Origin of the sequence: Amycolatopsis sp. NBC_00438 (genome assembly GCF_036026695.1) — a bacterium.
Taxonomy (GTDB): domain Bacteria; phylum Actinomycetota; class Actinomycetes; order Mycobacteriales; family Pseudonocardiaceae; genus Amycolatopsis.
In genome coordinates, this window is record NZ_CP107923.1 from 1750832 (window position 1) to 1764915 (window position 14084).

Sequence of the window (14084 nt, forward strand, 5' to 3'; positions counted from 1 at the left end):
CCCTAAACACTCACGACCGGCTGCGGCAGACCGACAGATCTGGAGGTGGTGGTCGTGACCGGCCGGAAGGCGCCGACGCTGGTCGTGGTCGCGCTCGGCGCGTTCGTCACCACCCTGGACAACAACATCGTCGCGGCCGGCGTGCCGTCCATCGCCCGCGACCTGGCCCTGGACCTCTCGGCCCTGCAGTGGGTCAGCATCGGGTACATGCTCCCGTTCGCGAGCCTGCTGCTGGTGGCGGGCACGCTCGTCGACCGCTGGGGTCAACGGCTGACGCTGTCCGCGGGGCTGCTCGCGTTCGGGCTCGGCGCGGCCGTCGGCGGCCTGGCCGGGTCGGCCTGGGTGCTCGTCGGCGCCCGGGTGCTGCAGGGCATCGCGGCCGCGTTCCTGGTGCCCGGCCTGCTGAGCCTGCTCCGGACCAACCTGGACGCGCGCGGGCGCGCCGTCGGCGCCACCATCTGGACGGCGAGCCTGGCGATCGCCCTGGCGCTCGGCCCGACACTGGGCGGCCTGCTCAGCGAATACCTGGGCTGGGGCTGGATCTTCTTCGTCAACCTGCCGTTCGTCGCGGTGATGCTGGCCCTGCTGCCGGTGACGGCCGGCGCTCGTCGCGGCACCGGTGGCGGCCGTCCGGCGCTCGCGTCGATGACGCTCGTGACGGCCGGGCTCGTGCTGCTCACCGTGGCCCTGGTCGAGTTCGGCGACGACACGCGGACCGGTGACGTGGTCCCGTCGGCGCTCGCCGCGGGCGGGCTCGGTTTCCTGGCCTGGTTCGCCGTCCGGGAGCGCGGCGCCCGCGAACGCCTGGTCACGCCGGAGCTGACCGGGCAGCAGGTGTTCGCCGGCGCGCTGGCCGTGCAGCTGTTGTGGGGCCTGGGTGTGTCGGGTGTCTTCTTCTTCACGCCGTTGCTGCACCAGGAATCCCTCGGGCTCAGCCCGGTACAGGCCGGGCTGCCGCTGATCCTGGTGGCGGTCGCGATCATGGCCGCGACACCGGCGGTGCCCTGGGCCGTGACGCGGTTGGGGCCGCACCGGACGGTCGGCGCCGGGCTTGTCGTCGTCGCCCTCGGGCTGCTCGCCGTCGCGCTGGTCAACCACCTCCCCGAGGTGCTGCCCCGCGCGCCCGGCCTGCTGCTGATCGGTGCCGGCTCGGCGCTGACCACGCCGTTGACGTCGCACGCGCTGGAAGTCGTGGCCGAACGGCACGCCGGGACCGCGTCGGGCCTGCTCACGGCGTCCCGGGAGCTGTCCAGCGCCCTCGGTGTCGCGCTCGTCGGCGCGGTGCTGACGGCCGTACGCGCTGCCCGCCTCGACGCGGGCGTGGCGGCCGGACCCGCGCTGGCCGGCGGCTACACGGCCGGGCTGCTGGTCGCGGCCGGTCTCGAACTCGCCGGGGCGGTAATGGCCATGACCCTGTTCCGGGCGCGGAAAATCCTTCCCACCGTGACAACCGCGACCGCGGCTTCTCCGTTTCCCGATGAGTATCGGGATTCCGCGTGATTGACACCCGGAGTTCGGTCGAAATACAGTTTCTTCGACGGTGATGATCGGCGCTTTCGGCGCTTCACCCCAATTACTCCGACGCTATCGGCGAGGGGCTATGGAAACCATTTCTCGGACGGCCTTCGCGCTGCCCGGCCACGAGTCGTCCGACGGCGATTCCTTCGCCACCCTGCTCGGCCGGTGGGCCCGGCGCCTGGGCGACGGGATCGCGGTGACCTTCCTGGACTACCGCACGAGCGCCGACGGCCGCGCGGTGAGCCTCACCTGGCGCGAACTGGACGACCGGGTCAGCGCCGTCGCCGCGCACCTGGGCACCCTCGCCGTGCCGGGGGAGCGGGCGGCGGTCCTGGCCGCGCAGTCCGCCGACTACGTCGTCGCCTTCCTCGGGGCCATCCGCGCCGGCCTGGTCGCCGTCCCGCTGTTCGCGCCGAACCTGCCCGGCCACACGGGCCGCCTCGCCGCGACCCTCACCGACTGCGCGCCGCAGGTCGTGCTCACCACCGCCGACCTGACCGGCGAGGTCACCGGCTTCCTCGGCACCCTCGACGTCGAGGCGGCTCTCGTGGCCGTCGACACCCTGCCGCCGGTCGCGGGCGAGCACGAGTGGCACCGCCCGGCACCGGACGAGCTGGCGTACCTGCAGTACACGTCCGGCTCGACGCGCTCGCCGGCCGGCGTCATGCTGACCCACCACAACGTCCTGTCCAACGCCCGGCAGTGCTGCACCGCCTACGGCGCCGAGAGCGGCACGACGTCGACCGTCAGCTGGCTGCCGCTCTTCCACGACATGGGCCTGATCCTCGGCCTCGGTGCGCCGATGTTCGGCGGCCTGACCTCGGTGCTGATGGACCCGCTCGCGTTCCTGGAGCGGCCCGGCCGCTGGCTGCGGGCGCTGACGGCCAGCCCGGGCGCGATCAGCGCGGCCCCCAACTTCGCCTACGCCTACAGCGCTTCCCGCGTGACCGAGGACGAAAAGAGCTACCTCGAGCTGAGCCGGGTCGTCTCGCTGATCAACGGCAGCGAGCCGGTCCTGCCGGCCACCATCACGAAGTTCCAGGACGCGTTCGGCGAGTGCGGGCTGGCGCCGGAGGTCCACCGGGCGTCCTACGGGCTGGCCGAGGCGACCGTGCTCGTCGCCGTGACCGACGCGGGCACGCCGTCGCGCCAGGTCACGTTCGACCGCGACCGCCTGGCCGAGGGGTTCGCGGTGCCGGCCGCCACCGGCACGACGCTCGTCTCCTGTGGCCGGCCGGTGGACCAGCGGATCCGGATCACCGGCCCGCACGGCGAACCGGTCGCGGACGGCGAGGTCGGCGAGATCCGGGTGAGCGGACCGAACGTCGGCCAGGGCTACTGGCGGCGTCCCGGCGCGTCCGCGGCGACGTTCGGCGACGGCTGGCTGGCGACCGGCGACCTCGGCGTGCGGTTCGAAGGTGAGTTGTACATGACCGGCCGGCTCAAGGATCTCGTCATCGTCGACGGGCGCAACCACTACCCGCAGGACATCGAGCAGACCGTGGAGGCGCACCCCGCCGTCCGGCCGCATTCCGCCGCGGCGTTCGCCGTCCCGCACGACGAGGGCGAGGTCGCCGTCGTCGTGCTGGAACGGGCCAAGACCGCCGACGCCGAGGTCGCCGTCGGGGCGCTGCGCGCGGCGGTGTCCGCCGAACACGGCCTGCGGCTGCACGACGTCGTCGTCCTGGCGCCCGGCGAGGTGCCGCGCACCTCCAGCGGCAAGATCAGCCGGGCCCTGTGCCGGACGTCCTACCTGGACGGCCGGTGGTCGCGATGACCACGCCGGACGCCGTCCGGGCGTGGCTCGTCGAGCGGGTCGCCGCGATCACCGGGATCCCGGCCGGCGAGGTCGACGCCGACCGGCCGCTGCAGGAAACCGGACTGTCCTCACGGGACGCGATGAGCCTGACCGGGGACCTGGGGCGGTTCCTCGGCCGCCCCCTCGCGGCGACCTTCGTGTGGCAGCACCCCAGCATCACCGCGCTCGTCGCCGCGCTGTCCACAGTGGACGAGGTGCGGGCCGCGCCGGTGCCGATGGCCGCGGAGGAGCCGATCGCGATCGTCGGCGTCGGCTGCCGCCTGCCGGGCGGTGTCGAGTCGCCGGCGCAGTTCTGGCGGTTCCTCGACACGGGCGCCGACGGGATCGCCGAAGTCCCCGAAGGACGCTGGGAGTCCTTCGCCCCGGCCGACGCGCTCGCCGGGCTGCCCCGCCGCGGCGGGTTCCTCGGTGACGTCGCCGGGTTCGACGCCGCGTTCTTCGGTATCACGCCCCGCGAAGCCGAGGCGATGGACCCGCAGCAGCGGACGCTCCTGGAGGTGACCTGGGCGGCCCTGGAGCACGCGGGCATCCCGCCGTCTTCGCTGCGCGGCACCCGGACCGGCGTGTTCGTCGGGCTGTCGGCCAGCGAGTACGGCTACCTCACGATGACCGACGTCCCCGGCATCGACGCCTGGTCCGGCACCGGCGCCGCGGCGAGCATCGCCGCGAACCGGCTGTCGTACCTGCTCGACCTGCGCGGCCCGAGCCTCACCCTCGACACGGCGTGTTCGTCGTCGCTGGTCGCCGTGCACCAGGCCGTGCAGAGCCTGCGCCGCGGCGAAAGCGAGACCGCGCTGGTCGCGGGCGTGAACCTGCTGCTGTCGCCGGGGATCACCGCGAACTTCCACCGGGCCGGCGTGCTGGCGCCCGACGGGCACTGCAAGCCGTTCGACGCCGGGGCCGACGGGATCGTGCGCGGCGAAGGGTGCGGCGTGGTCGTGCTCAAGCCGCTGAAGGCCGCCCGCGCCGCCGGCGACCGCGTGCTGGCCGTGATCCGCGGCAGCGCCGTCAACTCCGACGGCCGCTCCAACGGCATGATGGCGCCCAACCCCGACGCGCAGGCGGCGTTGCTGCGGGACGCCTACGCCGTCGCCGGCGTCGATCCGTCCTCTGTGGACTACGTCGAGGCGCACGGCACCGGCACCCTGCTCGGCGACCCGATCGAAGCCGGCGCCTTGGGCACGGTCCTGGGTGCCGGGCGCGAACCCGGCCGTCCGCTGCTGGTCGGCTCGGTCAAGAGCAACCTGGGGCATCTCGAAGGCGCCGCCGGGATCGCCGGGCTGATCAAGGTGGTGCTGGCCCTGGTGCACCGCCGGCTGCCGCCCAGCCTGAACTACCGCGACCCCAATCCGCACATCGACTTCGACGGCCTCGGCCTGCGCGTGGTCGCGGCCGGCACCGACTGGCCGCGTTACCCGGGCACCGCCCGCGCCGGCGTCTCGGCCTTCGGGTTCGGCGGGACCAACGCCCACGTGGTGCTGGAGGAGTGGCCCGCCGCGTCCTTCCCGGCGCGAGCCGGCGCCGACGGCCCGCGGATCTTCGCGCTCTCGGCGCGGTCGGCCGACGTGCTGCACGCCCGCGCGAGCGAGCTGGCGGACTGGCTGGACTCACCCGCTGGACGGGCCGTCCCGCTGAGCGCCGTCGCGTCGACGCTGGCGACCCGGCGCGAGCACCTGCCCGTCCGCGCGGCCGTCGTCGCCGAGGAGCGCGGCGCTCTCGTGGACGCGCTGCGCGCCGTCACCCCCGGCGAAGCCCGGGGACGCGGGGACGTCGTGTTCGTCTTCTCCGGCTACGGCTCGCAGTGGCCGGAGATGGGCCGGCAGCTGCTGCGCACCGAGCCCGCGTTCCGCGCCGAGGTCGACGCCCTGGACCCGGTCTTCCGCGCCGAAGCCGGGTTCTCCCTTCGCGAAGTCCTTGCGGGAGAACAGGAGCTGCCCGATCTCGGTGCGACGCAGCTGGCACTGTTCGGCATGCAGACCGCGCTGGCCGGGCTGTGGCGGGCACACGGCGTCGTCCCCGCCGCCGTGCTGGGGCACTCCATGGGCGAGGTCGCCGCGGCCGTCGTCGCGGGCGCGCTCGACGTCACCGACGGCCTGCGCGTGATGGCGACCCGCGCGCGGCTGCTCGCCGAGGTCGACGCCGGCGGCGCCGGCGCGATGGCCGTCGTCGAACTGTCTCCGGCCGAGCTGGCCGAGTTCCCCGACGTCACCGTGGCGGTCTACGCGTCGCCGACCCAGTGCACGATCAGCGGCGACGCCGACCAGGTCGACGCGCTCGTCGCGCACGTCGAGCAGCTCGGCCGGCTCGCCCGCCGGCTCCCGGTCCGTGGCGCCGGGCACTCGGCGGCCGTTGACGCCGTGCTCGACCGCTTCCGCGCCGAACTGGCCGGGTTGCAGCCCGGTCAGGCCGAAATCCCTTGTTACAGCAGCGTTCTCGACGACCCGCGCGAGACACCGGCGTTCGACGTCGAGTACTGGGCGGCCAACCTGCGGCGTCCGGTGCGGTTCACGCAGGCCTTGGCGGCGGCGACCGCCGACGGCCACAGCGTGTTCGTCGAGATCTCGCCGCACCCCGTCGCGCTCGCCGCCGTCGAGCAGACCACCGGCGGCGCCGCGCTCGGCCTGCCCACCGGCAGCCGCAAGATCGACGAGCGCGTCGCGTTCCTGACCAGCCTCGCCCGGCTGCACGTCCTCGGCCGGCCCGGTGTCCTGGACCACGGCCCGCGCCCGGCGCCGGTCGAGCTGCCCGGCCCGGTCTGGCGGCACGAGCGGTTCTGGCCGCGGCGCCCGGCGCACCGGCCGGACACGGGGGCGCACCCGCTGCTCGGCGTCCACATCGAACAGCCCGGCGGCGACCTGCACCTGTGGCGGGGCGACGTCGGCACGGCGCAGCTGCCGTGGCTCGCCGACCACGCCGCGATGGGCGTCCCGCTGTTCCCCGCCACCGGGTTCCTCGAACTCGCGCTCGCCGCGGGCGACCGGATCGGCGATCTCGAACTGCACCAGGTGCTGCCGCTGGCCGAGCACACCGAGGTGACGACGAGCCTGGCGGGCACGGAGATCGGCGTGCACGCCAAGTCCGCGCACGGCGGCTGGGTCCGCTACGCCACCGCGCGGGTGCTCGACGGATCGCCGCCGCCGACGCCGTTCGGCCCCACGGAAGGCGACGCCGTCGACCTCTACCGGGCGCTGGAGGACCTGGGCCAGCACTACGGCCCGGCGTTCCGCGGCCTGCGCCGGGTCGTGGCCGCGCCGGGCCGGGCGTCGGCGTCGATCGCGCTGCCGCCGGAAGCCCGGGACCACCCGGCGTACCGGCTGCACCCCGCGCTCGCCGACGCCTGCCTGCACGCCCTGGCCGCGGCGACCGGCGAGGCCCTGGGCGACGCCGCCGGGCTCTACCTGCCGCTGACGATCGGCGAGGTCACGCTCGCCGGCGACCCCCGCCGCGGCGTCCGGGTCGACGCCGTCCTCGACTCGGTCGACGACTCGGGTGACGGACTGCTCGGCAGCGTCCAGCTCGTCGACGCCGAAGGCGTTGTCCAGGTCCAGTTCCGGGACGTCTACTGCCGGCGGTTCCGGCGGTCGGCGTTGCCGGTGCCGTTGTCGAGCCTGCTCTTCGAGGCCGGGTGGCAGCCGTCCGAATTGCCGCCGGCACCCGGGGACGAGCCGCACAGCTGGGTCGTGCTCCTGGACGCGGCGCAGGAGACCGCGCCGTGGCTGGCCACGCTGCGCGAAGGCATCGGCGGCTGCTTGGCCACGGTCGTGCTGGGTGACCACGAAGGACTCGCGAAGGTGCTTCGCGCCCGCGAGGTGACCGGCGTGCTGGCGATGGTCGGCTGCGCGGCCGAGCTGGGCACCCCCGACCCGGCGCGAGCGGGGGACCTGGTCCTGACGCTGTCGGGGGTGGTCGCCGAACTGGCGTCGGTACCGGCACCGCCGAGGTTGTGGCTGGTCAGCGCGGGCGCGGCGGCGGTCGAGCCGGGCGAAACCGGCCACCCCGGACTCGCGGCGTTGCGCGGGTTGGTGCGGGTGCTGGCGTTCGAGCACCCGGAGCTGCGGGTGAGCCACCTGGACTTCGACGCCGAGCCGGACCCCGCGCGCCTGTGGGTGACCGAGCTGCAGGACGAGGTCCGGGCAGGTGGCCCGGACGACGAGATCGCCTGGCGGGAGGGCATCCGCCACACCCGCCGCTTGGTGCGCCCGGACCTCGCTCCGCCGCGTGACTCGAGCGGTCGTGATGGCAACCGCTCGTTGGTCGCCGAGTCGCTGCGAGATTCGAGCGGTCGTGATGGCAGCCGCCCGCCTGTCGTTCGTGACGGTGCCTACCTCATCACCGGTGGTCTCGGCGGCCTCGGCCTGGTCGCCGCGAAGTGGCTGGCCGGACGCGGTGCCACCCGGCTGATCCTCTCCGGCCGTCGCGGCCCCACGCCCGAGACCGAAGACCTCCTGCGGGAACTCGGCGTCGACGTCCGGGTCGTCACCGGCGACATCGCCGAACCCGGCACCGCCGAACGTCTGGTCGCGGCCGCCGGGGACCTGCCTCTGCGCGGGGTTCTCCACGCGGCCGGTGTGCTGGCCGACGGCGCCGCGATCGCCCTCACTCCCGAAGCCGTCGAGACCGTCTGGCGGCCCAAAGCCCTCGGCGCCTGGCGGCTGCACGAGGCGACCGCGGGCCACGATCTCGACTGGTGGCTCGTCTACTCCTCGGCCGCCGCACTGTTCGGCTCCCCGGGCCAAGCCGCCTACGCCACCGCGAACGCCTGGGCCGACGGCCTCGTCACCTGGCGACGCGGGCTCGGGCTGCCCGCGGCGACGATCAACTGGGGCGCGTGGGGCGAAGCCGGCGCCGTCACCGGCAGCCGGAACCCGGTGCTCGACCCGCTCGGCACCGCGGAAGCCCTCGACGCGCTCGAAGCGGTGCTCGAAAGCGATCGCGCAGCGACCGGCGTCGCCCGGGTCGACACCGACACCGTGCTGGCGCTCTTCCCGCGGCTGGCCGAACGCCCGTTCTTCGAGCTGTTCGTCCCGGCCGAAGGGCCCGGTGGGACCGAACCGTCCACTTGGGACGGAATGGCCGCGCTCCGGGCGGAACAGCCGGAGCGGGCGCGCACAGCGATGACCGAGCACCTCGCGGCCGTCGTCGCCGGGTTGATGGGCTTCCCCGCGGGGGACGTCGACCGGCACGCGCCGCTGACGAGCCTCGGGCTGGACTCGCTGATGGCGATGCGGGCCCGCGGCGCGGTGGAACGCGACTTCGGCCTGCCGCTGCCGGTGCCCCTGTTGCTGCGGGGCGCGAGCCTCACCGAGATCGCCGAGCACCTGGCCGAGCAGGCCGGGTTCGGCGCCGGGACCGCGCGCCCGGCCGAGCCGGGTCACGCCGTGCTCGGGCCGCGCGACCCCGCCGAACGCTGGGTCGCCCGGCACTGGCAGGCCGTCCTCGGCGGCCCGGAACCGGGCGTCTACGACGACTTCGGAGGCGACGCAGACCAAGCGAGAAGGCTGCGGGAAGCCTTCGCCGAAGACCTCGACGACGTTCCCGACATCGACCGGCTGTTCGCCACGCCGACCATCGCGGCGATGGCCGACCTGCTGCGCGCCGAGGTCGAAGGCTTCGGCGGCGGCCCGGTGCGGCTGCTGCGTGACGGCGTCGCGGCCGACCCGGTCTTCCTGTTCCACCCGGCGGGCGGCCCGACGAGCGTCTACCAGGAGCTCGTCCGCCTGCTGCCCGAAGGCCAACCGGCGTACGGGCTGGAGCGGATCGACGAGGAAGACACCGTCGAGGGCAAGGCCGCGTGCTACGTCGAGCTCATCCGCGAGATCCAGCCGCACGGGCCCTACCGGCTGGGCGGCTGGTCCTTCGGCGGCTGCCTCGCCTACGAGACGGCCAAGCGGCTGACCGCGGCGGGGGAGAGCGTCGGCGTCGTCTTCATGATCGACACGATCCTGCCGCTGCCGGCGCCGGAGAAGCCGGTGCAGGACCTGCTCCTCGAACGCTTCGACCGGTTCGCCGAGCACATCGAACTGACTTACGGCGTGCCCCTCGACCTCCCGCGGGCCGAACTCGAGCACCTCGGCGAGCACGACCAGATCCGGCTCGTGATGAGCCGCCTGGCCGCCCAGGTCCCCGGGATGGGCCAGGGTGTCCTGCACCACCAGTACACGTCCTATTTGGACGCTCGGGTGGCCGAACGCTACGTCCCCGAGCCGTACGCCGGGAAGGTGCTGCTGCTGCGGGCGCAGGACCCGCACCCGCTGACGACCACGCTCGACCCGCGGTACCTGCGCACCGACGACCCCCTCGGCTGGGACGCGCACTGCGCGGACCTGGAGATCGTCCGGGTGCCCGGTGACCACCTCTCGATGATCGACCCGCCGCACGTGTCGGTGATCGCGGCCGCCCTGTCCGCCCGCCTCGCCGGTCAGCACGCAGGAAAGGGATGACGATGACACTCGAAGACCTCTCCTTCACGCCGACGACGTCGTTCCGGATCGCCGACCTGGCCGCCCGCCAGGACGAGGTGGTCCGGATCGCCGAGAAACGCGCGATCGACCGTCAGCACGCGAAGGGCAAGCTGACCGCCCGCGAGCGGATCGACCTGCTGGTCGACCCGGGCTCGTTCGTCGAGCTCGACCAGTTCGCCCGGCACCGCTGCACCGAGTTCGGGATGGACGCCAACCGCCCCTACGGCGACGGCGTCGTGACCGGGCACGCCACTGTGGACGGACGCCAGATCTGCCTGTTCTCCCAGGACTTCAGCGTCTTCGGCGGCAGCATGGGGGAGGTCTTCGGCGAGAAGGTCCTCAAGGTGATGGACCTGGCCATGACGCTCGGCTGCCCGGTCGTCGGCATCAACGACTCCGGCGGCGCGCGGATCCAGGAGGGCGTCGTCTCGCTGGCCTACTACGCGGAACTGGGCCGTCGCAACGCCCATGCGTCCGGCGTGATCCCGCAGATCTCGATGATCATGGGCCCGTGCGCCGGCGGCGCGGTCTACTCGCCCGCCATCACCGACTTCACCGTGATGGTCGACGAGACGTCGCACATGTTCGTCACCGGCCCGGACGTCGTGCACGCCGTGACCGGGCAACGCGTGACCTCGCAACAGCTCGGTGGCGCGGCGACCAACAGCGAGGTCGCCGGCAACGCCCACCACCGGGCCGTCGACGAGCACGACGCGATCGAGTGGGTGCAGACCCTGCTCGGCTACCTGCCTTCGAACAACCTCGACCTCGCCCCGGAGTACGCCGACGACACCGATCCCGGGCTGACGGCGGCGGATCTGGAGCTCGACCGGCTCGTCCCGGATTCGCTCAACCAGGCCTACGACATGACCGAGGTGCTCGCGCGGCTCGTCGACGACGGCGACTACACCGAGATCCACAGCGCCTTCGCGCCCAACATGATCTGCGCGTTCGCCCGGATCCAGGGCCGCTCGGTCGGCGTGGTCGCCAACCAGCCCCGCCACCAGGCCGGCGTGATCGACATCGACGCGTCGGAGAAGGCCGCGCGGTTCGTGCGGTTCTGCGACGCGTTCGGCATCCCGCTGCTGACCCTCGCCGACGTCCCCGGCTACCTGCCCGGCGTGGACCAGGAGCGCGGCGGGATCATCCGGCGCGGCGCCAAGCTGATCTACGCCTACGCCGAGGCGACCGTGCCGAAGGTGACCGTGGTGACGCGCAAGGCGTACGGCGGTGGCTACGCGGTGATGGGCTCCAAGCACCTCGGCGCCGACGTCAACCTGGCCTGGCCGACCGCGGAGATCGCGGTGATGGGCGCCGAAGGTGCGGTGCAGGTGCTGCACCGGCGGGAGCTCGCCGGGCTGTCCCCGGACGAGGTCGCCGTCACCCGGCGCCGCCTCACCGAGGAGTACCGCGAGCGCCACGCGAGTCCTTACCTGGCCGCCGAACGCGGCTACGTCGACCAGGTCGTCGCACCGTCGCAGACCCGCCTGCAGGTGGCCCGCGCGCTGCGCGCGCTGCGGACCAAGCGGCAGACCCTGCCGGCCAAGAAGCACGGGAACATCCCGCTGTGAGAACGGAGAACAGATGAACCTCGAGCGGGCCGGGCGCCGACGTCGTCGCCGGGTGGGACTGGCAGTGCTCTTCGCGGCGGTGCTCCTCGGCACGGGGGCTGCTCCGGTGGCCGCGGTGACTCCGGTGACCGCCGACGACGGCGCGAAGGTGACCCAGGAGACGTGGCTGGACGCGCGCACCGTCGACCTCAAGATCAGCTCGCCCGCCCTCGGCACGACCGGGATGGTCCGGCTGATCGTGCCGACCGGCTGGCAGGCGCAGCCGACGCGCACCTGGCCGACGCTGTACCTGCTGCACGGCTGCTGCGAACCGGTGGACTACAAGTCCTGGGACCAGTTCACCGACGTCAAGGCGTTCACCGCGACCAAGGACGCGATCCTGGTCATGCCGACCGACGGCGCGGCCGGGATGTACACGAAGTGGTGGAACTTCGGCCTGAAGAACACCCCCGACTGGGACACCTTCCACACCGCCGAGGTCCGCCAGATCGTCGAGCGCGGGTACCACGGCAACACGCGCCGGGCGGTGGCCGGTGTGTCGATCGGCGGGTACGGCGCGCTCGCGTACGCCTTCCAGCACAAGGGGATGTTCGGCGCCGCGGCCTCCTACAGCGGCGTGCCCAACACCCTGTTCCCGGGCACCGCCGGCGTCATCAAGGGAATCCTGGCGCGCGCCGGGTTCTACAACTTCTTCGACCTCTGGGGCGACGAGGTGGCGACCTGGCCGATCTGGTCGGCGCACAACCCCTACGACCACACCGACGCACTACGCGGCACCGCGCTCTACCTCTCGTGCGGCAACGGCCAGACCGGCCCGCTCGACCCGCCGGGGCAGTCCGACCCGCTGGAACCGTCGGCCCTGCTGACGTCCCGGAGCTTCACGGACAAGCTGCAGTCGCAGGGGATCCCGGCGACGGTCGACTACTACGGCCCCGGCACCCACAGCTGGCCGTACTGGCAGCGCGCCCTGCACAACTCCTGGCCGATCCTCGCGAACGCGCTCGGCCTGCCCGCGTGAAATTCCTTTCCCCGATGGAGGTTCCGGTGAAACGCAAGGTACTCCTCGCTCTGGTGAGCTTGTCGACGCTGGCGGCGGGGGTGGCCGTCGTCAGCTCCCCAGCGGCCGCCGCTCCGGCCGCGCCCGTGACGACGGCGGCCGCGACGGCCGTGGGCCTGCCCGGGCCGTTCGACGACTCGTTCTACAAGGCCCCGGCGCCGTTGCCGGCCGGGCAGCCCGGCGACGTCCTCCGCTGGCGCCCGTCGGTGCCGCTGATGAACGCCGCCAACGCCGACGCGTGGGAGGTCATGTACCTCTCGACCAACGGGCAGGGCCGGCCGGACGCGGTGACCGGCACGATCCTCGTCCCGAAGGGCGTCGACCCGGCGAAGGCGCCGATCATCGGTTACGGCGTCGGCACGCAGGGCCCGGCGTTCAAGTGCACGCCGTCCAAGGCGATCGAGCGCGGCACGCTCTACGACCAGCCGGCGATCAACGACTCGCTTTCCAGCGGGTACGCCGTCGCGGTCACCGACTACGAGGGCTACTCGCCGACGACCGTGCCGACCTACATCACCGGGCAGTCGATGGGCCCGGCCGTGATCGACTCGGTCCGCGCGGCGCAGCGGTTCTCCCCGGCGAAGCTGTCGAAGACCGCGAAGGTGATCTTCCAGGGCTACTCCCAAGGCGGCGGCGGAGCCATGTGGGCGGGGGAGAAGCAGCCTGCCTACGCCCCCGAGCTGAACCTGGTCGGCGTCGCGGCGGGCGGTGTCCCGGCCGACCTGACCGAGGTCGCCAAGGGCCTCGACGGCTACGTCGGCTTCGGCTTCCTCGCCTTCGCCGCGGTCGGGCTCGACGCCGCGTACCCGGACCTGAAGCTGGACTCCTACCTCAACGACACCGGCCGGCAGCAGCTCGACGACGCCAAGCAGAACGCCTGCGTCGTCGAGCTGCTGACCAACTACCCGTTCAAGAAGATCAGCGACTACACGACGTCCAACCCGCTGGACAACCCGCAGTGGAAGGCGCGGCTCGCGCAGAACAAGCTCGGCGCGAACCCGCCGCGCGTGCCGGTCTTCCAGTACCACGCGAGCACCGACGAGATCGTGAACACGCCGCAGGCCGACGCGCTGCACAAGACGTACTGCGCCGCCGGGGTCCGCGAGCAGTGGAACACCTACGTCTCCGACCACCTCTCCGGCATCTTCGCCGGCAACGGGGACGCGCACCAGTGGATCGTCAAGCGGTTCGCCGGTGACCAGGCGCCGTCCAACTGCTGATCGGCGTGCATGACCGTGAATGACGAGGAGCAGGAGTGCCTGGCCGCGCGGCTGCGCGGGTGCCGGGAACGCCTCGGGCTGACCCAGCGGGCGGTCGCCGACCGGCTCGGCGTGCCGCGGTCGGCGATCTCCGGGATCGAGGCGGGCACGCGCAAGGTCGACAGCCTGGAGCTCAAGGCCCTCGCCGGGCTCTACCGGCGGCCGGTCGGCTACTTCCTGGAGGAGCCGGCCGGCCACCCGTCCGAACCGGCCCGGCTGCTGCGGCTCTACCAGTGCCTCGCCGCGGCGGACCGCACCCGGCTCGTCGAGTACGCCGAGCTGCTGGAAATCGCGCGCACCGCACGGCGAGCTCGGACCGCCACCCCCTTCACCGGCCGCTAGCCGCCCAGCCCGGCTTGGCTCGGCCCCGAACGCCCCGATGTGGCGTTGGACGCACCC

7 protein-coding genes are annotated in these 14084 nt (G+C 73.3%); all 7 read left to right on the forward strand.

The features are described from left to right. Positions 1 to 54 precede the first annotated feature (54 nt). The 7 genes from OG494_RS08435 (at position 55) to OG494_RS08465 (ending at position 14027) form a co-directional block, all read left to right on the forward strand. Positions 55 to 1500, forward strand: coding sequence for an MFS transporter (locus OG494_RS08435; protein ID WP_328453605.1), 1446 nt, complete (start codon positions 55 to 57; stop codon positions 1498 to 1500). 100 nt (positions 1501 to 1600) lie between these two features. After that, complete coding sequence (locus OG494_RS08440) at positions 1601 to 3295, forward strand: fatty acyl-AMP ligase (RefSeq protein ID WP_328453606.1); 1695 nt, start codon at positions 1601 to 1603, stop codon at positions 3293 to 3295. After that, the gene (locus OG494_RS08445) at positions 3292 to 9777 is read left to right on the forward strand and encodes an SDR family NAD(P)-dependent oxidoreductase (protein ID WP_328453608.1); all 6486 of its coding nucleotides are present in this window, start codon (positions 3292 to 3294) and stop codon (positions 9775 to 9777) included. The genes OG494_RS08440 and OG494_RS08445 overlap by 4 nt, the downstream gene beginning before the upstream one ends. Next, the gene (locus OG494_RS08450) at positions 9774 to 11369 is read left to right on the forward strand and encodes an acyl-CoA carboxylase subunit beta (protein ID WP_442874394.1); all 1596 of its coding nucleotides are present in this window, start codon (positions 9774 to 9776) and stop codon (positions 11367 to 11369) included. Before OG494_RS08445 ends, OG494_RS08450 begins: the two co-directional genes overlap by 4 nt. Before the next feature lie 13 nt (positions 11370 to 11382). Further along, entirely contained in the window at positions 11383 to 12387 is a 1005-nt protein-coding gene (locus OG494_RS08455) for an alpha/beta hydrolase (RefSeq protein WP_328453612.1), read from the forward strand. 14 nt (positions 12388 to 12401) lie between these two features. Further along, a complete protein-coding gene (locus OG494_RS08460; protein WP_442874395.1) occupies positions 12402 to 13646 on the forward strand; it encodes a lipase family protein in 1245 nt (414 codons plus the stop codon). Between the two features lie 9 nt (positions 13647 to 13655). Beyond that, on the forward strand, positions 13656 to 14027 hold the full coding sequence (locus OG494_RS08465) for a helix-turn-helix domain-containing protein (RefSeq protein ID WP_328453616.1): 372 nt from the start codon (positions 13656 to 13658) through the stop codon (positions 14025 to 14027). The last annotated feature ends 57 nt before the right edge of the window (positions 14028 to 14084 follow it).

Bases quoted from the DNA above. Each gene is read 5' to 3' on its own strand.
- OG494_RS08440 (WP_328453606.1), top strand. From the start codon at position 1,601: ATGGAAACCATTTCTCGGACGGCCTTCGCGCTGCCCGGCCACGAGTCG.
- OG494_RS08445 (WP_328453608.1), top strand. From the start codon at position 3,292: ATGACCACGCCGGACGCCGTCCGGGCGTGGCTCGTCGAGCGGGTCGCC.
- OG494_RS08450 (WP_442874394.1), top strand. From the start codon at position 9,774: ATGACGATGACACTCGAAGACCTCTCCTTCACGCCGACGACGTCGTTC.
- OG494_RS08455 (WP_328453612.1), top strand. From the start codon at position 11,383: ATGAACCTCGAGCGGGCCGGGCGCCGACGTCGTCGCCGGGTGGGACTG.
- OG494_RS08460 (WP_442874395.1), top strand. From the start codon at position 12,402: ATGGAGGTTCCGGTGAAACGCAAGGTACTCCTCGCTCTGGTGAGCTTG.
- OG494_RS08465 (WP_328453616.1), top strand. From the start codon at position 13,656: ATGACCGTGAATGACGAGGAGCAGGAGTGCCTGGCCGCGCGGCTGCGC.